The sequence below is a fragment of the Streptomyces amakusaensis genome, assembly GCF_039532665.1.
Lineage (GTDB): Bacteria > Actinomycetota > Actinomycetes > Streptomycetales > Streptomycetaceae > Streptomyces > Streptomyces amakusaensis.
In genome coordinates this window covers 1-25,111 of the sequence record NZ_BAAASB010000017.1, presented here as the reverse complement: position 1 = coordinate 25,111, position 25,111 = coordinate 1, and the positions used below count along the sequence as shown (strand labels likewise).

Genomic DNA, 25,111 nt, shown 5'->3' with positions numbered 1-25,111 from the left:
TCATGCCGATGGGGCGTACTCGGTGAAGTGACGCTCCGAGAACAGTTCCGGCCAACGGCCGCCGTCGAGCTCCAGGTCACGGGCCCGGGCGAGCATGTGCCGCCAGTACGGCTTCACAGGCCGCCAGCGGGCTCCCGTCTGGCAGTACGAGGCGTCGACGAAGTAGCGGGGGCGAGGGGGGCCGCTGGGGCTCGGGGCGGGCCGGCGAGCGTGCAGCAGGGCCGAGTTGATCAGCAGGGTGGTGCCGGGGGGCAGCTTGTCGATCACGATCTCGCCCGGCAGCTCGGAGGTGTCCAGGTGGGCGAGCGCGGCCTTGTCGCGGGGCTCGTGGTGGGAGCCGGGGAGCAGGGCGAGGCTGCCGACCGTGCCGTCGAGGCCGCCGAGGTAGTGCAGCGCGTGGACCATCAGCAGCTTGGGGTTCTCGGCGTCGTTGGGCTCGTGGTCGTGGTGCCAGGGCTTGCCCGCGACCCCGGGGCCGTGCCGGTCGCTGTGCAGATGATGGAAGACGAAGGGGTCGCCCATCAGCTCGGAGATGATCCGCATCAGCGGCTCATGGGTGAGCAGCTCGCCGTGCGCGGGCTGCTCCAGCTCCATCACCGGCGGCGGGTCGTCGGGGGAGGGGTTGACGCAGGCGGCTATCGACTTGGCCCGCAGTCCCTCGTCCACCCATCGGTCCACCTCCGGCTTGAGCCTCTCGCGCAGCTCCTCCGGCAGTAAGCCGGGCAGTACGAGGTATCCGGACTCCGCGAACTGTTCCCGCTGAGCCGGGACGATGCCGTTGCCCTCGAAGAACAGTGTCATGGGGAATCACTCCCTTTCCCGTGATGATGATGCCGTGTGTGTGTCTTCGGCGCGGTCCTTTCGAACGGACCGCGTTCCGTGGCGCTTCTCGCTGTCGTGATCCTGGTCTCGGTATGCCGGACAAGCCGGGAATCTGGTGATCAACTCCTGCCGGGGGACGCTGAGCCCGCCCTGCTCAGCGGCGCGTAGAAGGTGCCGAGCGTGACGAGGCACTGGATGGCGGCGATGACCACGAACAGCGTCGTGGCACCGAACTCGGTGAGCAGCCAGCCGCCCATCAGGGCGCTGAAGGGGATGGCCGCGAAGGGCACGGCGCGCTGGAGTCCCACCACCCGGCCCAGGAACGCGCCGTCGACGGCTCCCTGGCGGTAGGTCCGCCAGGGCACCAGGAAGACGGAGGTCGCCAGGCCCGCGAGGAACCAGCAGACGCTCAGCACCCAGACGTCGGTGGAGAACGCGGGCAGCAGCAGGGCGGTGGCCATCGCCGCCCGCGCCGTCCACATGAGGAGGTCGCCGTCGAGCCTTCGCATCAGGGCCGGCGCGACCGTCGCGCCGAGGACCGCGCCCACCCCCTGGGCCATCGAGACGACGGCGAGCGAGGCCGGGATCTCCCCGCCGGGACCGGCCACGATGAAGATCAGATTGGCCGCGGCGGCGGGGAAGGCGAAGTTGCCGAGGGTCAGCAGGACGGTGGCCCAGGCCAGTCCCCGGTCCCTCGATATCAGCTGGATCGCCGCGACGGAGTCCGGCTTCAGCGACCGGCAGGCCTTGACGATCGAGGGGATCAGCCGGCGTCCGGTCGCCATCACCGCCGTGGAGGCGATCAGGGCGGCGGACACCGCGAACGAGACCCCGTTGGCGAAGCTGGCGGCGGTCGGTCCCAGCAGGGTGACCACGGCGACGCCCGCGACCGGGCCGAGAGTGCTGAGGGTGCCGTCCGCACCCTGCACCCAGGCGTTCATCGCGGGCCTGCGCTCCTTCGCCACCCGCTCGGCCAGGAAGCCCTGGAAGGCGGGGAAGGAGAACGGCCGTACACAGCCCAGCAGAAAGGCCGCCGTCATGATCAGCACGACCGAGGGCTCGAACAGGCAGAGCACCCCGATCCCGATGACGATCACCGAGGAGACCACATCGCACAGGATCATCAGCTGACGCCGGTCGGCGCGGTCGGCGACCACTCCGCTGAAGAGCCCGATCACTACAAAGGGAACAAACTCGACCGCGTACGTCAGCGCCGTCGAGATCGCCGAGCCGGTGAGCTGGAGCACCAGGACCGGCAGCGCGAAACGGAAGATCCAGTCGCCGCTGCTGGAGACGATGAACGCCGCACGCAGTAACGATTCATCGCGGCGGCGCGCCTCCTCGTTCATGACGTACCGGCAGTGGATGGGGAGCGGCTGTCCACAGCCGCGGAAGGTCTTTCCGGGTCAAGACGTGCGCAGTGCAAAACAAGCCCCCGTGTGGTCCCCCGGGCGGCTCTCCCGGGCGGGTCGGTCGGCTTCTCGGCGCGGCGGGGCCGGCCCGGAACAACGGGCCTCGGGGGCGCGACGCTGCGCCCCGGCCACCGCCGCGCCGTGACGGCGGAGCGGCGGGGCTCAGGGCCTCCCGCCGCCACGCCGCCGTCGGGTGGTCCACACCGACCGCCCGGCGGCCGTGGGGAAGTCGGCGCGGGCGGCGGTGGCATGGGACGAAAGGAGAGTTTCGGAGCGGCTCATCGACTGGTCCTTTCGTGTGGTGCGCCGGCCCTGTCGCGAAGGGCCGGGCCTTGAGTGTCTGTCCGGCCGCTGACGGGCGGCCTCCGCTACAGCTTCTCCGGAGGCACCGGTGCGGGGCATCGTGGAAAACCACGAGTTCAGTACCGCGCTTCCATGAGGCGACTCTCATCAATCAGCCCATTTCGTGCATTGATCGCGCCAACCGCACGGCATTCCGAGCCGACTTGGCCGAGAACTGTGGCGGTGGGGGCGGGATCGGCGCAGCATCGTCCGCCACCGGCCTCCGGCCGGGTCCCCTCCCCACAGGAGCCCCCCATGGACACCCGCACCACCCCCGCCGCCCCCGCCGCCCCCGCCGCCTCCCTCGACGCGGTCGTCGTCGGCGCGGGTCTCTCCGGCCTCTACCAGCTCCACCGACTGCGCGAACTGGGAATGCGCACCCGGGTCTTCGAGGCGGGCGACGACGTCGGCGGCACCTGGTACTGGAACCGCTACCCGGGCGCCCGCTGCGACATCGAGAGCATGTCGTACTCGTACTCCTTCTCCCCCGAGCTGGACCAGGAGTGGGTGTGGAGCGAGAAGTACGCGGGCCAGCCGGAGATACTGCGCTATCTCCGGCATGTCGCCGACCGGTTCGGGCTGCGCGAGGACATCACCCTGGGCACCCGGGTCACCCGGGCGGTGTACGACGAGGACGGCCGCGTCTGGCGGATCACCACCGACACCGGGGAGAGCGTCACCGCCCGGTTCCTGGTGATGGCCTCGGGCAGCAACTCGGCCCCCAAGACGCCGGACGTCCCCGGCTTCGGCTCCTTCGCCGGCCCCACCTACCACACCGCCCGCTGGCCGCGGGAGGACGTCGACCTCACCGGCCTGCGGGTCGCCGTGATCGGCACCGGCTCCTCCGGGGTGCAGATCATCCCGGAGCTGGCCGGGCGCGTCGCCGGGCTGACCGTCTTCCAGCGCACCCCGGCCTACGCGCTGCCCGCCTTCAACCGCCCGCTCTCCGCAGCCGAGGTCGCCGAGCGCAAGGCCGGCTACCCCGAGTTCCGCCGGGCCCAGCGCCGCTCCAAGGGAGGCAGCGTCGTCGAGCTGCCGACCCGCTCCGCCCTGGAGGTGACCCCGGCGGAGCGCACCGCCACCTATGAGGCCGGCTGGCAGTCGGGGCTGCTCAGCGGGTTGCTGCGGTCGTACACCGACCTCCTCGTCGACGCGGAGGCCAATGAGACGGCGGCCGAGTTCGTCCGGGGGAAGATCGCCTCGATCGTCGCCGACGAGGAGACCGCCGAGAGACTCACGCCCCGCACCTTCCCCTTCGGGACCAAGCGCCCCTGTCTGGACAGCGGCTACTACGCCGCCTACAACAGGCCCGGGGTGAGCCTGGTGGACCTCTCCGCCACCCCGATCGAGGAGATCACCCCGAAGGGCGTCCGCACCTCGGACCGGGAGCATCTCTTCGACGCGATGGTCTTCGCCACCGGCTTCGACGCCCTGACCGGGGCGCTGACCGCCGTGGAGATCGTGGGCAGGGGCGGGGTCACGCTCCGGGAGAAGTGGGCGGACGGCCCGAGGAGCTGTCTCGGGCTGCTGACGGCGGGCTTCCCCAACCTCTTCACCGTCGCCGGGCCGCTCAGCCCCTCGGTCCTCACCAATATGGTGGTCTCCATCGAACAGCATGTGGAGTGGATCACCGACTGCGTCGCCCATCTCCGCGACCGGGGCCTCACACAGATCGAGGCCGACCCGGCGGCCGAGGACGCCTGGACGGCCCATGTCGCCGAACTCGCGGACCAGACCCTCTACCCGGCCGTCGCCTCCTGGTACACCGGGGCGAATGTGCCGGGCAAGGCCCGGGTCTTCCTCGCCTATGTGGGCGGCGCCGACCGCTACCGCGCGGAGTGCGACGCCGTGGCCCGGGACGGCTACCGGGGCTTCGCCCTCTCCTGAGTTCCCGGGCGCGGCCCGCGCCCGCCGGGGGCGCGGGCCGCACCCGGGCCGGTGCGCCCGGGGTCAGACCGTCTCGGTGTCGTAGAAACAGAAGTGGTCCTTGATCCCGGCCACCTCCGGCCTCGGCTCCGGATAGGCCCACACCAGGTCGTTCGCGCCCGGGACCGACCAGTAGTCGGCGTCGCCCTTGAAGGGGCAGTGGGTGTGGGTGTCGGAGCGGGTCAGCAGATCGGTCCTGACGTCCTCCGGGGGCAGGTAGTAGCGGACCGGGCAGCCCGTCTCGCGCAGTACGAGGGGACGCCGGCTCTCGGCGAGCACCTGCCCGTCGCGTACGACGCGCACATGCTCGCTGCCCTGTTCGACGGTGATGCGGTGTCCTGGAGTCATACACGTCTCAGCGCCCGGGAACGGGGGCTTGTTCCCGCCCGGCGCGCGGCACGTAGTACGGACGGTTGTGGGCGGCGACCGGGGCCGACTGGTACGTCCACACCCCGGCGGCGCTCCCGTCGCCGATCAGCGCGGTCACATCGGCCCCGACCGGCGACGACGGCTCGTGCACCCGCAGCCGCACCCGGCCCGCCGTGTCGCCCGTGCCGCCGCCACCCGTGTCCTCGCCGAGCGGGATGTACTGGTAGGGCTGGTAGACGTTCATCGGCCCGGCCAGCGGACGGCCGGCGGCGTCGACCCCGTAGCCGGTGACGGGGGTGTTGTTGACCGGGATCCGGGGCAGCCCGGCCAGCCGCGCCGAGAGGGAGATCAGGGGCCGCTCCCGCCGCTCGATCCCGTCCCCCGCGAGCACCGCCTCCTTGCAGACGATGTCCCAGGTGTCGCCGCCCGGACCGTTGAGCGAGGGCATGGTGACCTCGAACCACGCCGGATACTTGGGCTCGCCGTAGAGCGCGGTGCCGGCCGCGATGGCCGGCGCGCTGTCGCACAGCACATGCAGCCGGGCGATGCCGAGCAGCTTGGTCTGGTCGTACCCCCGGGCGTACTGTCCGTACGACAGCCGGGCGAGCCGCCCCGCGCTCGCCGTCGGGTACGCGACGACGCTGTACTCGATCTCCTGGATCACCGCCGCGCCGTTCGGGTACTGCGCGAAGTACAGCTGGTAGTTGAGCGTGACACAGGACCGGCCGCCGAAGTCGGCCGCGCTCAGATCGGGGTGGCGCTCCGCGAGCAGCGCCCGCACCGGCGCGGGGTCGACCAGATGGTCCACGCCGATGTTGTGCAGCGCCCCGTAGTGGAAGGGCAGCAGATACGGGGCCGCGACGGGCGGCAGGGCGAGACCGCCGCCCACGGGGTGCTCGCCCACGGGGTGATCGCTCACGGGATGCTCGCTCATGGAGTGTCGGTCTCCTCGGGAACGGCCGGCGCCGGGGCGCGGCCGAGGGACGGCAGCGCGATCGCCCGGTGCCGGCCGGTCAGATCGCGGTGGATCCGCTCGGCGCTGCGCAGGGTGATCGCGGCCATGGTCAGGGTCGGGTTGGAGGTGCCGAGGGAGGGCATGCTGCCGCAGCCCACCGCGTACAGATTGGGGTGGTCCCAGCAGCGCTGCCAGGAGTCGACCACGGAGTCGGAGCGGCGCGCGCCCATGATGTGGGTGCCGCCCGCGTGGCCCGCGCCCCGATAGGCGTAGGACCGGCCCTCGTGCTCGAAGCGGCCGGGCTCGGCGGTGCCCGGTGCGTACCGGCTGTGGTCCTCGGCCCCCACCAGGGCGAAGAGCTGGTCGGAGACCGACTTCGCGGCGGCGATGCCCGCCTTCACATGCTCGGACAGGTCGTAGGTGAGCACCGGGCGCGGCAGCCCCAGCGCGTCGGGGCGGCCGGGGGCGAGCCGGACCCGGTTGGCGGGATCGGCGCTCTGCTCCATCTCGAACTGGAGCGCGAACTGCCGTCCCACCCGGTCGTCGAGGGCCCGGCGCAGCGCCGGGCCGAGGAGACCGGCCTCGATCCGCGCGGCGGCCTCGTGCTCCGGCGGGCCGACCGCCCAGGTCCAGCCCCAGTTGCCGAACTCGACGCGGAAGGGGGCGCGGGCCGCCCGGCCCGGGCCGAAGCGGAATCCTTCGAGACCGGAGGTCGAGCCGGGGCCCCGGTAGGGGCCGGTGCGCCGGGGCAGCAGGCCCCAGGTGAGGAGCACCGGGTGGTCCATCAGATTGCGGCCCACCTGGCCGCTGGAGCCGGCGAGGCCGGAGGCGAGCAGCAGCCGGGCGTTCTCGATCGCGTGGGCGGCGAGCACCACGGTGTCCGCCCGTGCCGTGTGCCGGGTGACGGATCCGGGGCGGGCGGGGTCCTCGTACCGCTGGTACTCGACGCCGGTGATCCGGCCCGAGGGGTCCGCCGTCAGCCGCCCGGCCACTGCCCGGGTCAGGAGGGTGACGCTCGGGCCCCAGCGCCGCTGGGTGCGGGCCGGGGTGTACTTCGCCCCGGTGGGGCAGACGGGGATGCAGCTCGCGCTGCCCTCGCAGACCGGTCCGTGCTCCCGGGTGGCGGCGGTGTTGCGGGCCTGGGGCGTTTGGGCGACCCGCAGTTCCACCGGGTCGGGGCGGCCGGGGTCCCTGGCGTGCCGGCCGTCCAGCCGCTCGGCCAGCAGCCGGTCGAGATGGCTGGCGGGGACCGGGCGGTGCGGGAAGGCGTACCCCTCGGGCAGGGGCAGCCCGACCAGCTCGCGCTGCTGGTCCGGGTCCCCGGCGACGCCGAGTTCCCGTTCAGCGGCGCGGTAGTGGGGCTCCAGTTCGGCGTAGCCGATGGGCCAGTCGCGGCCGTAGCCGAAGTGCTCGGCGGTACGGAAGTCCTCCGGGTGCATGCGCGGGGTGAGGCCCGTCCAGGCCGTGCCGGTGCCGCCGTTGACGCGTACATAGCCGCTGGCGTACGGCAGCGGGCCGTCCTGGAGGAGATGGCCGGCGGCCCGGTAGCCGCCGCCGGGGCGACCGCTCAGGTCCGTCACATCGGGGGAGGGGACCAGCGGGTTGGGCGCGACGGCGGAGCCGGGCGTCTTCGCCCGCGCCGCGCGGAACCGCGCCGGGTCGGCTGCGGGGCCGCCGCCGTCGGCGTCGCCCACGCCGGCCTCCAGCACCAGGACCCGCCAGCCGCGCTCGCCCAACTCCTTGGCCAGCAGCGATCCGGCGATGCCGGCTCCGACCACGAGCACATCGAAGCGCTCGGAGTGCTCGGAGTCCTCGAAGCCCTCCCGGCCGGTCAACTCCGCCCGCCCGGGGCCGGGTCGGCGGGCGGCCGTGCCCAGGAGCCGGGGCCGGGCCGCCCCGCGCCCGGCGGTTCGCCGCCGAAGCTCCGCCACACCAGCCCCTCGGCCGGGGCCGGGGCGGGGGCTTCAGGGGAAGGGCCCGGCCACACCCCCGCGTACCAGAGGTGGCAGATCGACCGTGCCAGCTCGCGCACCCCCTCGTCCCGCTCGATCAGGCCGTACGGATCGGCGGCTCCGGCGAGCCGGCCGTAGCGCGCGGGGTCGGCCCGCCGGGCGGTCAGGGCCCGATGGGCCTCGGCGAGGCCGGTCTCCCGCAGCTCGGCGGCCTCGAATCCGGTCAGCGCGACGGAGAGCGCGAGAAACCGCCCCGCCTCCGGGTCGCTCATCCGGAGCCCCGCTCGCCGCACCGGGCGTGGACGGTCGACGACATCGGCCAGAACTCCCCTCCTCGGGCCGCCCGTTCCCGCCGCCGGGCGTGTCCGCCGTGATCCCTACCTCGACGGCCCCGCGTTCATGCCTGGCGCTCTCGCCGAGTGTGAGCGACCGCCAACCCGCTGTGAGGCCAGGGGGATTCGCGTGGCCCGCGCTTGCGCTCCCTCGTTCTTATGAGTCTAATACGTTCGTGTCTCAAGCGAACGTTTTGAAAGTGAGCGATTCAAGGATGCGCATATGAACCCGGGCGACAGCGGACGGAACGGCTCCCGGATCCAGGACATCGACGTGCTGAGGAGCTTCGCGCTCTTCGGCATCCTCATGGTCAACATCACCTATCTCGCCTCCGCCCACCACGGCTTCGGCCTGGCGGACCCCGGCCTCGACTCGGCCCTCGACAACGCCGTCCGCCGGCTGACGGCGATCTTCTTCGAGGCCAAGTTCTATCTGCTGTTCTCCTTCCTCTTCGGCTACAGCTTCACCCTCCAGCTGAAGTCGGCGGAGCGCGGCGGCGCCCGGTTCACCCCCCGTTTCCTGCGCAGGTGCGGAGCGCTGTTCGTCATCGGCGTGTGCCACGCGGTGGTGCTCTTCCCCGGCGACATCCTCACCACCTACGCCGTGCTGGGGCTGATCCTGCTGGCCCTGAGGGGCATCCGGCCGCGCACGGCGGTGATCACCGCCGTGGTCCTCTTCACCGTGACCGCCGCCGGTCTCCTCCTCCTCGCCGGGGCGCAGCACCTGGCGGGCGGCGGCGGCACCGACGCAGCCGCCGCCGGCGAGCGGGCCCGGCGGGCCACCGAGGCGCTGCGGGGGAGCCCCGGATCGGTGATCGGCGCCCATCTCGACCAACTGCCCGACGTGGTACTGCTGCTCGTCCTCTTCCAGGCCCCCGCCGCGCTGGCCGCCTTCCTGCTCGGCCTCGCGGCGGGCCGGCACGAGGCCCTGGCGGACATCGCCCGCCACGGCGTCCTGCTGCGGCGGCTCCAGTGGACCGGCTTCCCCGTCGGGATCGCGGGCGGCGTCCTCTACGCGCAGACCTCCCGGGGAAACCCGGACACCGCCCTCCAGCTGGCCGGCCTCGCCGTCGACATGGTGACCGCGCCCCTGCTCGCGGCCGCCTACGCGGCGACCGTGCTCCGGCTCGCCGCCACCCGGCGGGGCCGCCGGCTCGCCCCGCTGCTCGCACCGGCCGGACGGATGACCCTCACCAACTACCTGACGCAATCCCTCGTCCTGGCGCTCCTCTTCACCGGCTTCGGAACCGCCCTGGTGGGCCGGGTGCCCCCACCGCTCGTCGCCCTCATCGCCGTGGCCCTCTTCGCCGCCCAGCTGGCCGCCTCCCGCCACTGGCTGCGCCGCCACCGGTACGGACCCGTCGAATGGCTGCTCCGCGCGGTGACCAACGCCGAACGGCCCCGCCCGCGCCACCGGGCGGGGTGACGGCGGCCCGGCCGCCCGACGGGTGGCGGGAGTCGGCCTCCGTCCGCCGGTCGCGGGGCCCGGCCGCGACCGCCAGGCTGGAGCGGTGCCGCCCCCCGCGCCGCCCCGCGCCGGGCGCACCGTCCGGCGCGGGCCCGCTCTCCCGGCCGCCCCGGGGCCCCACCGCCGCCTTGTGCTTGCTTTGTGAGGGCTTCGACCGCCGCCCTGGAACATGGGAACGCCAGGGTCTTGGCCGGTTTCCCGGGGCGTCGCTGTCAGACCGCAGCCGCCGTCCCCGGCCACGGGCCACCGGTTGGACGGTCAATCTGGGGGAGCGATGCAGTTCCGCATGCTGGGTCCGTTGGAAATCGCCGACGACTACGAGGGAACAGTGGGGCTGGGCGGCACCAAGCAGCGCGCCACACTCGGATATCTGCTGCTGCACGCCAACAGGGTCGTCGCCACGAGCCAGTTGCTCAACGCGCTGTGGGAGGTGGACGACGCGCCGATGACCGCCCGCAAGATTCTCCAGAACGCGGTCTACGGACTGCGCGGAGTCCTGTCGGCCGGATACGCCGGGGGAGAGCGGGCGGCGACGCTGCTCACCCAGTCGCCGGGGTACATGATCCGGGTGGATCCGGGCCGGGTCGATCTCCACCTCTTCCAGCAGTGGGTCGGCCAGGCACGGGAGAAACAGGCCCAGGGCGCGCCGGAGTCGGCGGCCCGGCTGCTGCACGACGCGCTCGCGCTGTGGCGGGGCCCGGCCCTGGCCGACCTCGTGGAGGCGGGCATCGAGTGGCCCGAACTGGCGGCGGTGCAGAAGGCGCGCATCGACGCCACCGAGGACTACTTCGACGCTCAGCTGGCCTGCGGCCGGCACCACACCATCCTCGCCGAACTGGAACGGATGGTGCAGACCGAACCGCTGCGCGAGCGCTCCTGCGGACAGCTGATGCTCGCGCTCTACCGCTGCGGACGCCAGGCCGACGCGCTCAATGTCTACGGCCGGGTCCGCTCCGCCCTGGTCGAGGATCTCGGCCTCGAACCGGGCCGCGGTCTGCAACGCCTCCAGCAGGCGATCCTCACCCAGGAGGCCACCCTCTCCCTGGAGCCCGGCGGGGGAGCGCTCCCGGCGCCCGCCGAGCCCCACGGGCCCGTACCCGCCCGGGGACCGGCCCGGCTCGCCCCCGAGAGCCCCGCCCGGCGGCCCGGAGCCCCCGGAGCGGGAGGACCGGCGGAGCGGACGCCCGCCGCCGTCCGGGACACCCCGGCGCACCGCACGGGCACCGAGCGCCGCCGCGTCGGCGTCGTCTCGGTCCGCACCCGGCTCGCGCCCACGCTCGGCGGCAGCGACCACGAGGACCTGGACGACCTGCTCGACGGCGCGGCCTCCGTGGTCCGGGAGCAGATCGAGCGGTTCGGCGGCACCGTCACCGCCTCCATCGGCTCCACCTTCCTGGCCCTCTTCGGACTGGACGGCCCCGGCGACGAGGACGCCTGGCAGGCGGTGCGCGCGGCGCTCGCCGTACGGGACGTGCTCGACGTGTCCGGCGGCCACGGGTCCGACGGGGGCGGACTCAGCGTCTGCGCCTCGGTGGACCTGGGCGAGGTGCTGCTGCGCCAGCGCGGCCCCGCCGACCCGCCCACCGTCGTCGGCGCGGTGCTCGACGCCTCGCAGGAACTGCTGTCCGACGCCGACGTCGGCGAGGTGCGGGTCAGCGACGCCGTCCGCCGGGCGGTCGAGGACACTTTCGTCTGTGTGCCGACGGAGCCCTCGGAGACCATGGCCTGGCAGGTCATCGGCACGGGCGGGACCCACTCCGGCGTACGGGGCGCGGAAGCCTCCACCCGCGCCTGCGAACTGGACTTCCTCCAGGAGCTGGTACGCCGGACCCGACGCCGCTCCGTGCCGCACCTGGTCACCCTCCTCGGCGAGTCCGGCGCGGGCAAGACCCGGCTGCTGGGCGACCTCGGACACCGGATCACCGTCCAGCCGGAGCCGGTGCGCTGCCTGACCGGCCGCACCCCGGCCGCCTCCGACGACCGCCCGCTGCTCGCGCAGGCCCAGATCCTCGCCTCGTACTGCGGAGTCCGGGCCGGGGACGGCGCGCCCGAGGCGCGGGCCGCGCTCACCCGGGCGGTACGGTCCCTCTTCCCCTCGGTCCCGACGGCGAGCCGGCTGCTGACCCAGCTCGCACCGTTGATCGAACCGGCCGGTGAGAGCGACGACCCCCGGTGCGCGCTGGCGGCCTGGCGCGACTTCTTCCACGAGGCCGCCCGCCGCGCCCCGCTCGTGCTGTGCCTGGACGATCTGCACCGCGCCGACGACGTGGTGCTGGAGGCCGTCGAGGAGCTGGCCGAGGCGACGGAGGCCTGCCTGGTCGTGGTGGCCGCCGCCACCCCCGAACTCCTGCTGCGCCGCCCGACCTGGGCCGGTGGCAAGGGGCACGCCACCACCGTCACCCTGGACCGGCTGGAGCGGATCACCCACGAGAAGCTGGTCGAGTTCCTGCTGTCGGCGGCGGGCAGCGAGCGGGCCCAGCTGCACGGCTGACGCCCGTCAGGCTCCGGCCGGCGAGGCGGAGGAGGACGCCACCCGCCGGAAGGCTCCCTCGAAGAAGAGGAGGCCGTCGTGTTCCGGCCCCACCCTCGCGCTCAGCACATCGCCGATGAAGACGGTGTGATCGCCCGACTCCAGGGAGTCGGACAGCTCGCACTCCAGCCAGGCGAGGGCCCCGGGGATCAGCGGGGCCCCGGTGAGCGGCCCCGGCTCCCAGTCGACCTCGCTGAACTGGGCGGGTCCGAGCGGTCGCCGTTTGTCGGCGAAATACCGCGCCAGCTCCGTGTGTTCGGCGCTGAGCAGCGAGACCCCGAAGCGCCGTTCCGCGGTGATCGCCGAGTGCATGACGGCGCTGTGCGCCACGCTGCACAGGACGGAGGGCGGCGCGAGGGAGACCGAACTGAACGCGTTGGCGGTCATTCCGTGAATGCTCTCGCCGCCGACGCTCAATACGATGACACCGGTCGCGAACCGTGACATGGCCGCGCGCAGATCGGACGGATTCATTTCTGTTCGTCCCACCGTTTCCTGGTCGTCTCCACCTGCCCGCCGAAATACCCGGAGGGCGGTGAAGTGCGGGTGCGGCCAATTCCCGGAGCAATCCTCCAGGGCTGTGACGTGCTTGGCCGTGCGGCTCACGCTATAGCCGTGCGTCTCACCTCCCGGTCACTGTCCGGTCGGTGTCGACAATGCCCGGACGAATGCCCCAACGGACGCGGAAATCATGGTTACCGGACCATTACCGTACGGCTGTCCCGCGGCGGTATTCTTCGCTTTCCGCGCGACGGCGGGAGATACGGTCGCGCGCGCCGCGCGCGTCCCGGCGGCCCGGCCCCGCTCCGTCCCGCGCGTGCTCACCCATGGAGGTCGGCCGGTCGCGGTGCGTAGCGCAAGAGGGTCTACCTGGCGGTAACTTGACATTGTTGAGCCTGGTGTGACGGGTCGGTGGCAACCGCTCTCTACTGTCGGGATCATGACTCCGAGCACCCAGCCAGGCGCCAACCACGCCGGATCAGGAGCGCGCACAGTGTGGTTCAATCTCATGGGCCCTTTTGAGATCATCACCGACAGCGGCGAGACGCTCGCTCCGAAGGCTCCGAAGGTCTCCCAGATGCTCGCCGTGCTGGCGCTCCAGCCGCGTGAAACGGTGCCCATGAGCACGCTCATTCGCGAGCTGTGGGGGGAGAATCCGCCGAGCGGCGCCATGAGAACGCTCCAGACGCACGTCTATCACGCCCGCCGGATGCTCGCCGACGCCAGAGTCACCCGCACCGATCGCCGTCTTCTGACAACGATGGCACCCGGCTACCGCCTCGATGTCGCCGACGACGAGGTCGATGTACGCGTGTTTGAACGGCTGGTCAGGCAGGCCCAGGGCGAACTGGAGCGCGGCACCCCCGAATCCGCCGCCGATCTGCTGGAGCGGGCCCTGACGCTGTGGCGCGGACCGGTCCTGAGCAATGTGCCGATCGCCGATGTGCTCGCGGGCCGCATGGCGTACCTGGAGGAATTACGGCTCCACGCGCTCGAATTACGGGTGGAGACCGAGATGCGGCTCGGCCGGCACCGCGAGTTCCTGCCCGAACTCCGTGTCCTGGTGCACGAACACCCGCTGCACGAATGGTTCCACGGCCAGCTCATCTCGGCACTGCACCAGTCGGGCCGCAGGGGCGAGGCGCTCCAGGCGTATCAGAACCTCTACTGCATCCTGAAAAGAGAACTCGGCCTGGAGCCCTCGCCCGAACTCAGGCGGCTCCAGTCGCAGATACTCAATTCAACGACGGGAAAACACCCCAGAAGGCTCCGCCGCCGCGATGCCGTCCAGCCCGACCACGCATTCACTCCGTTCTGGTTCGCCGCGGACGTCGGCTGACGTTCGGCCGGAATCGGCTGACGTCCACTGATGTCCGCGGCGGAGTTCCGGTGGTGCGCACAACGGTAAATGTACGCCAAATGCGTCACCGTGCGGTCAATCACCGGCCCATCACCCGGTAATGCGATGCGGTGCCGGGTCCCGGATTCACCTGGTTACCGATAGATGACCGGAAGGCGGGAGCGCGGAGTTTACGGTCGCCTTTCTGATGGGTTTTTGAGGTCAATCGGAAGGGCGACCCGGGCGCGATGACGAGTAACCGTGGTTCAGTGGAGGTCGGGGCGCGGGGCGAGGACGTCGCGGTCGTCGGCATGGCGTGCCGACTGCCCCGGGCAGCCGGCCCGGAGGCTTTCTGGGAGCTTCTGCGCAGCGGTTCGGACGCCATCACCGAGGCCCCGGCCGGCCGGTGGGAGGGCGCGCCGCCGCCCGCCGGCGACCGGCTCCGCAGGGGCGGATTCCTCGACGACCCCGGAGGCTTCGACGCGGCCTTCTTCGGCGTCTCGCCGCGCGAGGCCGCCACGATGGACCCGCAGCAGCGGCTGGTGCTCGAACTCGCCTGGGAGGCGCTCGAAGACGCCTCGATCGTCCCGGAGCGGCTGCGGGACTCCCGTACCTCCGTCTTCGTCGGAGCCCTGCGCGACGACTACACCGGCCTGGTGCACCAGTACGGCGAGAGCGCCATCACCCAGCACACCATGACCGGCATCAGCCGGGGCGTCATCGCCAACCGCGTCTCCTACCACCTGGGGCTGCGCGGCCCCAGCCTCACGGTGGACACCGCCCAGTCCTCCTCGCTCGTCGCCGTCCACCTGGCCGCCGAGTCCGTACGGTCCGGCGAGTCGGCCCTCGCCCTGGCGGCCGGCGTCCATCTCAACCTCCTGGCCGAGAGCGCGGTCACCGTGGAGCGGTTCGGCGGGCTCTCCCCGGACGGCGTCACCTACACCTTCGACGCGCGCGCCAACGGCTTCGTCCGGGGAGAGGGCGCGGGGCTCGTCGTCCTCAAGCCGCTCTCACGGGCCCTCGCCGACGGAGACCGCGTCTACGGAGTCATCCGGGGCAGCGCCGTCAACAACGACGGCTCCACCGCGGGCCTCACCGTGCCCGGCGTCGACGCGCAGCGGCAGGTGCTGCGCGAGGCGTACGAACGGGCCGGGGTCCGGCCGTCCGAGGTGCAGTACGTCGAACTCCACGGCACCGGGACCCCGGTCGGCGACCCCGTCGAGGCCGCCGCGCTCGGGGCCGAGCTGGGCGCGGCCCGGGACGCCGGAGATCCGCTGCTGGTCGGCTCGGCCAAGACCAACGTCGGCCATCTGGAGGGCGCGGCGGGCATGGTGGGCCTGCTGAAGGGCCTGCTGAGCCTCGCCCACCGGGAGATCCCGGCCAGCCTCAACTTCGAGACCCCCAACCCGGACATCCCGCTGGACGAGCTCCGGCTCGCCGTGCCGGGGACGGCGACCGGGTGGCCGCACCCGGACCGGCCCCTGGTGGCGGGCGTCAGCTCCTTCGGCATGGGCGGCACCAACTGCCATGTGGTCCTCGCCGCCGCGCCCGAACCGGCGGACGGCGGCCGGACGGCGGAGGCCGCCGGGTCCGGGCCGGTGCCGTGGCTGCTCTCCGGACGCGGCCCGGACGCCCTGCGCGCCCAGGCCGCCGCGCTGGCCGACTTCACCGGCGACACGGGCGGCGGCGGGGCCGGGTCCGGGCCGGTCGAGCTGGGCTGGTCCCTGCTCACCGCCCGCACCCTCTTCGAGGACCGGGCCGTCGTCATCGGCTCGGACCGCGAGGAGCTGCGCGAGGGCCTCACGGCGCTCGCGGGCGACCTGCCCGCGCAGGGCGTGGTGCGCGGCACCGTCCAGGACGACGGCCGCCTCGCCTTCCTCTTCACCGGCCAGGGCGCGCAGCGCGCGGCCATGGGGCGCGAACTGCACGCCGCGCACCCGGTGTTCGCCGCCGCCTTCGACGAGCTGTGCGCCGCCTTCGACCGCCACCTGGACCGGCCCCTGGCCGAGGTGGTGCTCAGCGGCGACGGACTGGACAGCACCGGCTACACCCAGCCCGCCCTGTTCGCGCTGGAGGTCGCTCTCTTCCGGCTCCTCGAATCGTGGGGCGTCCGCCCCGACGCCGTCGCCGGGCACTCCATCGGCGAACTGGCCGCCGCCCATGTCGCCGGGGTGCTGGACCTCGACGACGCGGTGACCCTGGTGGCCGCCCGCGCCACTCTGATGCAGCGGCTGCCCGGGGGCGGCGCGATGACCGCCGTACGGGCGACGGAGGACGAGATCGCGCCCCTGCTCGCGGGCCGTGCGGACCGCCTCGCGCTCGCCGCGGTCAACGGCCCCGAGTCGGTCGTCGTCTCCGGCACGGAGGAGGCCGTCGCCGAGCTGTCGGCCGAGCTGGCCGGGCTGGGCCGCAAGACCCGGGGGCTCACCGTCAGCCACGCCTTCCACTCGCCGCTGATGGACCCGATGCTGGAGGGGTTCCGCCGGGTCGCGGAGGGGCTGACCTACCACCCGCCGCGTCTGACGGTCGTCTCGACGCTGACCGGACGGCCGGTCGACGGCCAGGAGCTGCGGACCGCCGGCTACTGGGTCGACCAGCTCCGCGGCACGGTCCGCTTCGCCGATGCCGTACAGGCCCTGACCGGCCTGGGCGTCACCGCCTTCCTCGAACTCGGCCCCGACGGAGTGCTCACCGCGATGGCCGGCCCCTCGGCGGGCGGCGGTCTCACCGTGCCCGCCCTGCGCAAGGGCCGCGAGGAGCGGAGGACCCTGCTGGCCGCCGTCGCGGCCCTCCATGTCCGGGGCTTCGACGTCGACTGGCGGCGGCTGTTCCCCGAGGGCGGGCGGGCCGCCGTCCCGCTGCCCACCTACGCCTTCCAGCGCCGCCACCACTGGATCGGCGGCCGGGCCGGCACCCGCCCGCCCGCCGCGCTCCGCCCCGGGCCCTCCGCCGCCGGGCCCGGGCCGGAGCTCCGCACGGGGCCGGGGGACCAGGCCGGGCGGACGCCCGGCACCTCCGCCGCCGACCTGGTCACCGCCCATGTCGCCGCCGTCCTGGAGTACGACCGGGGGCAGCGCGTCGATGCCCGGCTGCCCTTCAAGGACCTCGGCTTCGACTCGCTGATGTCGGTCGAGCTGCGCGACCGGCTGAGCGAGGCCACCGGACTGAGCCTGCCCGGCGGACTCCTCTTCGACCACCCCACCCCCGCCGCCCTCATCGACCACATCGCCGCGGAGCTGACCGGGACGGCGGGCCCCGACGCCCCCGAGGACGGCCCGCCGGCCGCCGGCCGGTACGACGAGCCCATCGCCATCGTCGGCATGGCCTGCCGATACCCCGGCGGCGTCGCCTCCCCCGAGGACCTGTGGCGGCTCGTCGCCGAGGGCCGCGACGCCATCGGGTCCTTCCCCGAGGACCGGGGCTGGGACGAGTCGCTGTACGACCCCGACCCGGAGCGCTCCGGCCGGAGTTCGGTGAACGAGGGCGGCTTCCTCTACGACGCGCCGCTCTTCGACGCGGGCTTCTTCGGCATCTCGCCGCGCGAGGCGCTCGGCATGGACCCGCAGCAGCGGCTCGTGCTGGAGACCGCGTGGGAGGCCGTCGAGCGGGCGGGCATCGACCCGAGGCGGCTCACCGGCACCCGTACGGGCGTCTTCGTCGGCGCGACCTCGCTGGAGTACGGACCCCGGCTCGCCGACGCCCCCCACGCCGTCGAGGGACACGTCCTGACCGGCAGCACCAACAGCGTCGTCTCCGGCCGGGTCGCCTACCAGCTGGGCCTGGTCGGCCCCGCCGTCACCGTCGACACCGCCTGCTCCTCCTCCCTGGTCGCCCTGCACATGGCCGTGCGCTCGCTGCGCTCGGGCGAGACGACCATGGCCCTCGCGGGCGGCGCGAGCGTCATGTCCACCCCCGGGATGTTCGTCGAGTTCTCCCGCCAGCGCGGACTCGCCTCCGACGGCCGCAGCAAGGCCTTCTCCGCCGACGCCGACGGCACCTCCTGGGCCGAGGGCGTCGGGCTGCTGCTGGTGGAGCGGCTCTCCGACGCGCGCAGGAATGGCCACCCCGTGCTCGCCGTCATCCGGGGCACCGCCGTCAACCAGGACGGCGCTTCCAACGGACTGACCGCCCCCAACGGCCCCTCGCAGCGCCGGGTGATCCGCCAGGCCCTGGCCGACGCCGGACTGGACGCCGCCGACATCGACGCCGTCGAGGCGCACGGCACCGGCACCGCGCTCGGCGACCCCATCGAGGCCGAGGCGATCCTCGCCACCTACGGCCAGGGGCGCGAGGCGGGCGGACCGCTCTTCCTCGGCTCGCTGAAGTCCAACATCGGGCACGCCCAGGCGGCGGCCGGAGTCGGCGGCGTCATCAAGATGGTGCAGGCCATGCGGCACGAGACACTGCCCAGGACACTGCACATCAGCGAGCCCACCCCGCACGTCGACTGGAGCGCCGGCCCCGTCGAACTCCTCACCGAGGCCGTCGAGTGGCCCGCCGGGGAGCGGACGCGCCGCGCCGCCGTCTCCTCCTTCGGCATCAGCGGCACCAACGCCCACCTCGTCATCGAGGAGGCGGCACCCGAGACCCCCCGCACCGAGCGCCCGGCCCCGGCCCCCGAGCCGGTCGCCGCCGCCGGCCCCGTGCCCTGGGCGCTCGCCGCCCGCGACGAGCCCGCGCTGCGCGCCCAGGCACGCAGGCTCCGGGAACACCTCGCCGCCGGGCCCGCGGCGGACATCGCCGACATCGGCCTCTCGCTCGCCACCACCCGTACCGCCTTCGAACAGCGCGCCGTGGTGACCGGCGGCACGGCGGACGAACTCCTCGCCGGACTCGACGCGCTGGCCGAGGGCCGGGAGACGGACCGGCTCGTGACGGGCGGCGCGACGGGCGCGGGCCGCACCGCCTTCCTCTTCACCGGCCAGGGCGCGCAGCGCCTCGGCATGGGGCGCGAGCTGTACGAGACCCGGCCGGTCTTCGCGGCGGCGATGGACGCGGCCTTCGCCGCCCTCGACCCCCATCTCGAACGCCCGCTGCGCGAGGTGGTGTTCGCGGCCGAGGACGACGCCGAGCACTCCCCGCTCCACGAGACCGCCTACACCCAGCCCGCGCTGTTCGCCCTCGAAGTGGCCCTGTACCGGCTGCTCGAACACCACGGCGTCACCCCGGACCTGCTGGCCGGCCACTCGATCGGCGAGGTCGCGGCCGCCCACGCGGCCGGAGTGCTCTCCCTCGCGGACGCCGCCGCGCTCGTCGCCGCGCGCGGCCGGCTGATGCAGTCCGCCCGCCCCGGCGGCGCGATGATCGCCGTCGAGGCGAGCGAGGAGGAGATCGCCGCCGATCTGGCCGGCCAGGAGGACGCACTCTCCGTCGCCGCCGTCAACGGCCCCCGGGCCGTCGTGATCTCCGGCGACCCGGCCGCCGCGACGGCCCTCGCCGAGCGGTGGCGGGCCCTGGGCCGCCGCACCCGCGCGCTGCGGGTCAGCCACGCCTTCCACTCGCCGCACATGGACGGCGTCCTGGACGAGTTCCGCGAAGTGGTGCGCGGACTCACCCTCGACGCCCCCCGGATCCCCCTGGTCTCCACCCTCACCGGCGCGCTCGCGACGGCCGGGGAGATCACCGACCCCGACTACTGGGTACGCCAGATCCGGGGCGCGGTCCGCTTCAAGGACGCCGTCACCGCCCTGGAGGAGCAGGGGGCCACCGTCTTCCTGGAGGTCGGCCCGGACGCCGTGCTGACCGCCATGGCCGAGGACTCCTTCACCCCCGGCGGCTCCACCGCCGAGGGCTCCACGGCGCTCGCCCTGCTGCGCCGGGGCCGCCCCGAACCCGACACCCTCCTCGCCGGGCTCGCCCGCGCCCACACCGCCGGGACCGCCGTCGACCTGGCGTCCTTCTTCCCCGCCGCCTCGCCGGTCCCGCTGCCCACCTACGCCTTCCAGCGCGACCGCTACTGGCTCGCCGCCGAGACCCGCGGCGACGCCAGGGGACTCGGCCTCGACGCGGGCGGCCACCCGCTGCTCACCGCCGCCGTGGACTTCGCCGACCGGGACGAACTCCTCCTCACGGGCCGGCTCTCGCTCCGCACCCACCCCTGGCTCGCCGACCACGCCATCGCCGGCACCGTGCTGCTGCCCGCCACCGCCTTCCTCGAACTCGCCTTCGCGGCGGGCGACCGGGTGGGCGCCCCGCGCCTCGCCGATCTCACCCTGGAGGCCCCGCTGGCCCTGACCGGGCGGCGGGCCGTCCGGGTCCAGCTGGCCGTCGCGCCGCCGGACCCCTCCGGCGCGCGCGCCTTCACCCTTCACTCCAGGCCCGAACTCCCCGACGAGACGGCCGCCCCCTGGACCCGGCATGTCACCGGCCTCCTCACCGAGGCCCCGACGGCCGCCCCGGACACCCCGGCCGCCGGGCCCTGGCCGCCCCGGGGCGCGACGGCGCTCCCGGTCGACGGCGTCTACGAGCGGCTGGCCGATCTGGGCTACGCCTACGGGCCCGCCTTCCGGGGACTGCGCGGGCTCTGGCAGCACGGCGAGGACATCCACGCGGAGATCGCGCTGCCGTCGGAGCCGGGGGAGAGCGCCGGCGGATTCGGCCTCCACCCGGCCCTGTTCGACGCCGCCCTGCACCCCCTCGTCCTGGCCGCCGCCGACCCCGCGGCCCCGGAGACGATCCGGCTGCCCTTCTCCTGGGACGGCGTCGCCCTCCACGCGGCCGGAGCGACCGCGCTCCGTGTCTCGGCCACCCTCACCGGCGAGGACACCTACGCGCTCCGCCTCACCGACCCGACGGGCGCGCCCGTGGCCTCCGTCGACTCGATCGTGCTGCGGCCCGTCCCCAGGGACCGCCTCGCGCGGGCCGACGGCCCCCGCACGGACGCCCTGCTGCATGTCGACTGGTCGCCCGTCGCCCCCGGCGATGCCCCCGCCCGGCGCACCGCCGAGGCACGGGACGGCGAACTGCCCGCCACCGCCGGCTTCGACGACCTTCTCGTACGGCTCGACGGCGACAGTCACGGCGGCGACGGAGGTGCCCCGCACACCCCCGAGGCCGCCCACCGGATCGCCCGGGACGCCCTGGACCTCCTCCAGCGCTGGCTGGCCGACGAGCGGTTCGACGGCTCCCGGCTGGTCTTCGTCACCTCGCGCGCCGTCCCGGCGGGGCTCCACGAGGAGAGCGTCCGGCTCGACGCGGCCCCCGTCTGGGGACTGGTCCGCGCCGCGCAGTCCGAGCACCCCGGCCGGCTCGCCCTCGTGGACCTCGACACAGGCCCGGACGCCGAACGGCTGCTCACGGCCGCCCTGGCCACCGGGGAGCCCCAGATCGCGGTACGCGGGAACGAACTGCGGATCCCCCTGCTCAGCCGTACCGAGGCCCCCGAGGCCGCCGAGGCCGCCGAGGCCCCCGTGGTCCTCGACCCGGCCGGCACCGTGCTGCTGACCGGCGGCACCGGCGGCCTGGGCGGGCTCTTCGCCCGTCACCTCGTCAGCGCCCACGGGGCCCGCCATCTGCTGCTGACCAGCCGCCGGGGCCCCGACGCGCCCGACGCCGAGGCGCTCACCGCCGAACTCGCCGGGCTCGGCGCGCAGGTGACGGTGGTCGCCGCCGACATCTCCGACCGCGCGTCCGCCGCCGCCCTGATCGACGGCATCGACCCCGGGCACCCGCTGACGGCCGTGATCCATCTGGCCGGAGTCCTCGACGACGCCACCACCGAGGCCATGACCGCCGAGCGCCTCACGGCGGTCCTGCGGCCCAAGGCCGACGCCGCCTGGCACCTGCACGAACTGACCCGGGACCGGGACCTCGCCTCCTTCGTCCTCTTCTCCTCCGTCTCCGGCCTCATCGGCACGGCGGGACAGTCCAACTACGCGGCGGCCAACACCTATCTGGACGCACTCGCCGCCCACCGCCAGAGCCTCGGACTCCCCGCGACCTCACTGGCCTGGGGACTGTGGGGCGGCGGCCACGGCATGGGCGCGGGCCTCGACGGCGCGGGCCTCGCCCGCTGGGCCCGCGGCGGCATCGCCCCGATCGACCCGGAGACCGGCCTCGCGCTCTTCGACGCCGCGCTCACGGACGGCCGCGCCCTCGCCGTACCCCTCCCGCTGGCACCGGCGGGACCGCGCACGGCCGAGGAGATCCCGCCGCTGCTCCGGGGGCTGATACGCCCCCGCAGGACCGCCCGCGCCACCGCGGCGGGCAGCCCGGCGGCGGACGGCTCCTGGTCGCAGCGGATCGCGGGCCTCCCCGAGGCCGAGCGCTCCACCGCCGTGCTGGAGCTGGTACGGGAGACCGTCGCCGGGGTCCTCGGGCACTCCGGGGCCGACCGGATCGTCCCCGAACGCGCCTTCAAGGACCTCGGCTTCGACTCGCTCGCCGGGGTCGAGCTGCGCAACCGCCTCAACCGCGCCACCGGCCTGCGGCTCTCCACGACCGTCGTCTTCGACCATCCGACGACCGCCGCGCTCGCCGCCCATCTGTACGAGCGGGTCGCCGGCGCGCCGGTCGCCGCACCGCCCGCCGCGGTCCGGGGCGCGTCCGCCGACGACGAGGCGATCGCCATCATCGGGATGGCCTGCCGCTTCCCCGGCGGGGTCGCCTCCCCCGACGACCTGTGGCGACTGGTCGCCGACGGCACGGACGCGATCGGCGAGTTCCCGGAGAACCGGGGCTGGGACCTGGAGTCGCTCTACGACCCGGACCCGGAGACCACCGGCACCTCCTACACCCGGCACGGCGGATTCCTCTACGAGGCCGACCAGTTCGACCCGGAGTTCTTCGGGATGTCCCCCCGGGAGGCCACCGCGACCGACCCGCAGCAGCGGCTGCTGCTGGAGACGGCGTGGGAGACCTTCGAGAACGCCGGGCTCGACGCGGCCGAGCTGCGCGGCTCGCGCACCGGCGTCTTCACCGGGGCCATGTACGACGACTACGCCTCCCGGCTGGCCAAGAGCCCCGAGGAGTTCGAGGGCCTGCTGCTCGCCGGGAACCTCTCCAGCGTGGTGTCGGGCCGGCTCTCGTACATCTTCGGCCTGGAGGGGCCCGCCCTCACGGTCGACACGGCCTGCTCCTCCTCGCTGGTCTCCCTGCACCTCGCCGCGAACTCGCTGCGCGGCGGTGAGTGCGATCTCGCGCTCGCGGGCGGTGTCACGGTGATGTCCGGGCCGCACACCTTCGTGGAGTTCTCCCGTCAGCGCGGCCTTGCCGAGGACGGCCGCTGCCGCTCCTTCTCCGCCGACGCGGGCGGCACCGGCTGGTCCGAGGGCGTGGGCCTGCTGCTCGTGGAGCGTCTCTCGGACGCGCGGCGCAACGGCCACCACGTCCTCGCGGTGGTACGCGGTTCGGCGGTCAACCAGGACGGCGCGTCCAACGGGCTGACCGCGCCCAACGGGCCCGCCCAGGACCGGGTGATCCGGCAGGCGCTCGCCAACGCCGGGCTGGAGAGCGCGGATGTGGACGCGGTCGAGGCGCACGGCACCGGCACCACGCTCGGCGACCCCATCGAGGCGCAGGCGCTGATCGCCACGTACGGCCAGAACCGCCCCGCCGACCGGCCGCTCTACCTCGGCTCGCTGAAGTCCAACATCGGCCACACGCAGGCGGCGGCCGGAGTCGGCGGCGTCATCAAGATGGTGCAGGCCATGCGGCACGGCACGCTGCCCCGGACACTGCACGTCAGCGAACCGACTCCGCATGTGGACTGGGACGCGGGGGCCGTGGAGCTGCTCACCGACGAGCGGCCCTGGCCGGAGACGGACCGGCCGCGCCGCGCGGCGATCTCCTCGTTCGGGATCAGCGGCACCAACGCACACGTGATCATCGAGCAGGCGGAGGGAGCGGCGGCCGTCGCTGTCGCCGCCGCCGGGGAATCCGACGGGGACGGGGACGCCCCGGCTCCTCAGGCCGAGGTTTCAACGGGTGGGGTGGTGCGGGCGGGTTCGGGATCGGCGGGATGGCCGGTGTCCTGGACCCTGTCCGCCCGTACCCCCGCCGCTCTCGCCGGACAGGCCGCCCGCCTCCTGGACCACGTCACCGAACACCCCCACCTCGACCCCGCCCACATCGGCACCGCGCTCGCCCTCACCCGCACCCCCATGGAACACCGCGCGACCGTCACCGCCACCACCACCGAACAGCTCCACCAGGGCCTCGCCGCCCTGACCACCCACACCCCCCACCCGGCGGTCACCGGACCCCACACCCCCCACCCCAACCCCCGCACCGCGTTCCTCTACACCGGACAGGGCACCCAGCGCCCCGGCATGGGACACCACCTCCACCAGCACCACCCCGTCTTCGCCCACCACCTCGACACCGTCGTCGAAGCCCTCCAGCCCCACCTCGAACACCCCCTCCACGACATCATGTTCGCCACCCCCGGCACCCCCCAGGCCGACCTCCTCAACCAGACCCAATGGGCCCAGCCCGCCCTCTTCGCCCTCGGAACCGCCCTCCACCACACCCTCACCCACCACGGACTCACCCCCCACACCCTCACCGGACACTCCCTCGGCGAAATCACCGCCGCCCACCTCGCCGGCATCCTCACCCTCACCGACGCCGCCACCCTCATCACCGCCCGCGGCCGACTCATGCAACAAGCCCCCGCCGGCGGCCTCATGATCGCCGTCCAAGCCACCGAAGAAGACATCACCCCCGACCTCCAGCAACACCCCCACCACATCAGCCTCGCCGCCGTCAACGGCCCCACCTCCCTCGTCGTCTCCGGCGACCGCACCACCCTCGAAACCCTCACCCCCCAATGGAACGCACGAGGCCACAAAACCCGCACCCTCCACGTCAGCCACGCCTTCCACTCACCCCACATGGACCCCATCCTCGACGAGTTCCACCACATCGCCTCCACCCTCACCTACCACCCACCCCACACCCCCCTCATCTCCACCCTCACCGGCCAACCCGCCACCCCCACCGACCACACCACCCCCCACTACTGGACACAGCAACTCCGCCAAACCGTCCGCTTCCACGACGCCCTCCAAACCCTCCACCACCAACACCACACCCACTACACCGACATCGGACCCGACCACACCCTCACCACCCTTACCACCCAAACCCACCCCACCAACCCCCCCACCACCCTCACCCCCCTCCGCAAAAACCAACCCGAAACCACCACCCTCACCCACACCC

12 protein-coding genes are annotated in these 25,111 nt (G+C 73.7%); 5 read left to right on the top strand and 7 right to left on the bottom strand.

Going from position 1 to position 25,111, the window contains the following annotated elements; genetic code table 11:
* Together ABD371_RS26770 and ABD371_RS26765 are read right to left on the bottom strand one after the other, a co-directional pair.
* Complete coding sequence (locus ABD371_RS26770) at window positions 1–801, bottom strand: phytanoyl-CoA dioxygenase family protein (protein WP_344482057.1); 801 nt, start codon at window positions 799–801, stop codon at window positions 1–3.
* Window positions 802–941: 140 nt separating this feature from the next.
* Window positions 942–2,171: an MFS transporter gene (locus ABD371_RS26765; RefSeq protein WP_344482054.1), complete on the bottom strand. Its 1,230-nt coding sequence runs from the start codon at window positions 2,169–2,171 to the stop codon at window positions 942–944.
* Between the two features lie 660 nt (window positions 2,172–2,831).
* Here ABD371_RS26765 and ABD371_RS26760 point away from each other — a divergent pair.
* Window positions 2,832–4,463: a flavin-containing monooxygenase gene (locus tag ABD371_RS26760; RefSeq protein ID WP_344482051.1), complete on the top strand. Its 1,632-nt coding sequence runs from the start codon at window positions 2,832–2,834 to the stop codon at window positions 4,461–4,463.
* Window positions 4,464–4,526: 63 nt separating this feature from the next.
* Here ABD371_RS26760 and ABD371_RS26755 read toward each other — a convergent pair whose 3' ends face one another.
* Genes ABD371_RS26755 through ABD371_RS26740 form a run of 4 tightly spaced genes read right to left on the bottom strand, consistent with a single transcriptional unit; the run spans window position 4,527 to window position 8,050 of the window.
* Window positions 4,527–4,850 carry a DUF427 domain-containing protein gene (locus ABD371_RS26755; RefSeq protein WP_344482045.1) on the bottom strand — a complete coding sequence of 108 codons (324 nt, stop codon included), beginning with the start codon at window positions 4,848–4,850 and terminating at the stop codon, window positions 4,527–4,529.
* A 7-nt stretch (window positions 4,851–4,857) separates the two neighbouring features.
* Window positions 4,858–5,805, bottom strand: a complete 948-nt coding sequence (locus ABD371_RS26750; RefSeq protein ID WP_344482039.1) for a hypothetical protein — start codon at window positions 5,803–5,805, stop codon at window positions 4,858–4,860.
* On the bottom strand, window positions 5,802–7,661 hold the full coding sequence (locus ABD371_RS26745; protein ID WP_344482031.1) for a GMC family oxidoreductase: 1,860 nt from the start codon (window positions 7,659–7,661) through the stop codon (window positions 5,802–5,804). Before ABD371_RS26745 ends, ABD371_RS26750 begins: the two co-directional genes overlap by 4 nt.
* Entirely contained in the window at window positions 7,658–8,050 is a 393-nt protein-coding gene (locus ABD371_RS26740; RefSeq protein ID WP_344482026.1) for a hypothetical protein, read from the bottom strand. The genes ABD371_RS26745 and ABD371_RS26740 overlap by 4 nt, the downstream gene beginning before the upstream one ends.
* A gap of 283 nt (window positions 8,051–8,333) precedes the next feature.
* Here ABD371_RS26740 and ABD371_RS26735 point away from each other — a divergent pair, with 283 nt between their 5' ends.
* Together ABD371_RS26735 and ABD371_RS26730 are read left to right on the top strand one after the other, a co-directional pair.
* The gene (locus ABD371_RS26735) at window positions 8,334–9,536 is read left to right on the top strand and encodes a DUF418 domain-containing protein (protein WP_344482021.1); all 1,203 of its coding nucleotides are present in this window, start codon (window positions 8,334–8,336) and stop codon (window positions 9,534–9,536) included.
* 316 nt (window positions 9,537–9,852) lie between these two features.
* Entirely contained in the window at window positions 9,853–12,069 is a 2,217-nt protein-coding gene (locus tag ABD371_RS26730) for an ATP-binding protein (protein ID WP_344482015.1), read from the top strand.
* A 6-nt stretch (window positions 12,070–12,075) separates the two neighbouring features.
* Here ABD371_RS26730 and ABD371_RS26725 read toward each other — a convergent pair whose 3' ends face one another.
* Complete coding sequence (locus tag ABD371_RS26725) at window positions 12,076–12,555, bottom strand: flavin reductase (protein WP_190125144.1); 480 nt, start codon at window positions 12,553–12,555, stop codon at window positions 12,076–12,078.
* Window positions 12,556–13,048: 493 nt separating this feature from the next.
* On the opposite strand from ABD371_RS26725, the gene ABD371_RS26720 reads away from it, so the two are divergent.
* Window positions 13,049–13,948, top strand: coding sequence for an AfsR/SARP family transcriptional regulator (locus tag ABD371_RS26720; RefSeq protein ID WP_344482008.1), 900 nt, complete (start codon window positions 13,049–13,051; stop codon window positions 13,946–13,948).
* Window positions 13,949–14,196: 248 nt separating this feature from the next.
* A partial coding sequence (locus ABD371_RS26715; RefSeq protein ID WP_425575828.1) for a type I polyketide synthase occupies window positions 14,197–25,111 on the top strand: 10,915 nt, incomplete at its 3' end.

Coding starts and splice junctions, on each gene's coding strand:
- ABD371_RS26770 (WP_344482057.1), bottom strand. CDS start 801: ATGACACTGTTCTTCGAGGGCAACGGCATCGTCCCGGCTCAGCGGGAA.
- ABD371_RS26765 (WP_344482054.1), bottom strand. CDS start 2,171: ATGAACGAGGAGGCGCGCCGCCGCGATGAATCGTTACTGCGTGCGGCG.
- ABD371_RS26760 (WP_344482051.1), top strand. CDS start 2,832: ATGGACACCCGCACCACCCCCGCCGCCCCCGCCGCCCCCGCCGCCTCC.
- ABD371_RS26755 (WP_344482045.1), bottom strand. CDS start 4,850: ATGACTCCAGGACACCGCATCACCGTCGAACAGGGCAGCGAGCATGTG.
- ABD371_RS26750 (WP_344482039.1), bottom strand. CDS start 5,805: ATGAGCGAGCATCCCGTGAGCGATCACCCCGTGGGCGAGCACCCCGTG.
- ABD371_RS26740 (WP_344482026.1), bottom strand. CDS start 8,050: ATGAGCGACCCGGAGGCGGGGCGGTTTCTCGCGCTCTCCGTCGCGCTG.
- ABD371_RS26735 (WP_344482021.1), top strand. CDS start 8,334: ATGAACCCGGGCGACAGCGGACGGAACGGCTCCCGGATCCAGGACATC.
- ABD371_RS26730 (WP_344482015.1), top strand. CDS start 9,853: ATGCAGTTCCGCATGCTGGGTCCGTTGGAAATCGCCGACGACTACGAG.
- ABD371_RS26725 (WP_190125144.1), bottom strand. CDS start 12,555: ATGTCACGGTTCGCGACCGGTGTCATCGTATTGAGCGTCGGCGGCGAG.
- ABD371_RS26720 (WP_344482008.1), top strand. CDS start 13,049: ATGACTCCGAGCACCCAGCCAGGCGCCAACCACGCCGGATCAGGAGCG.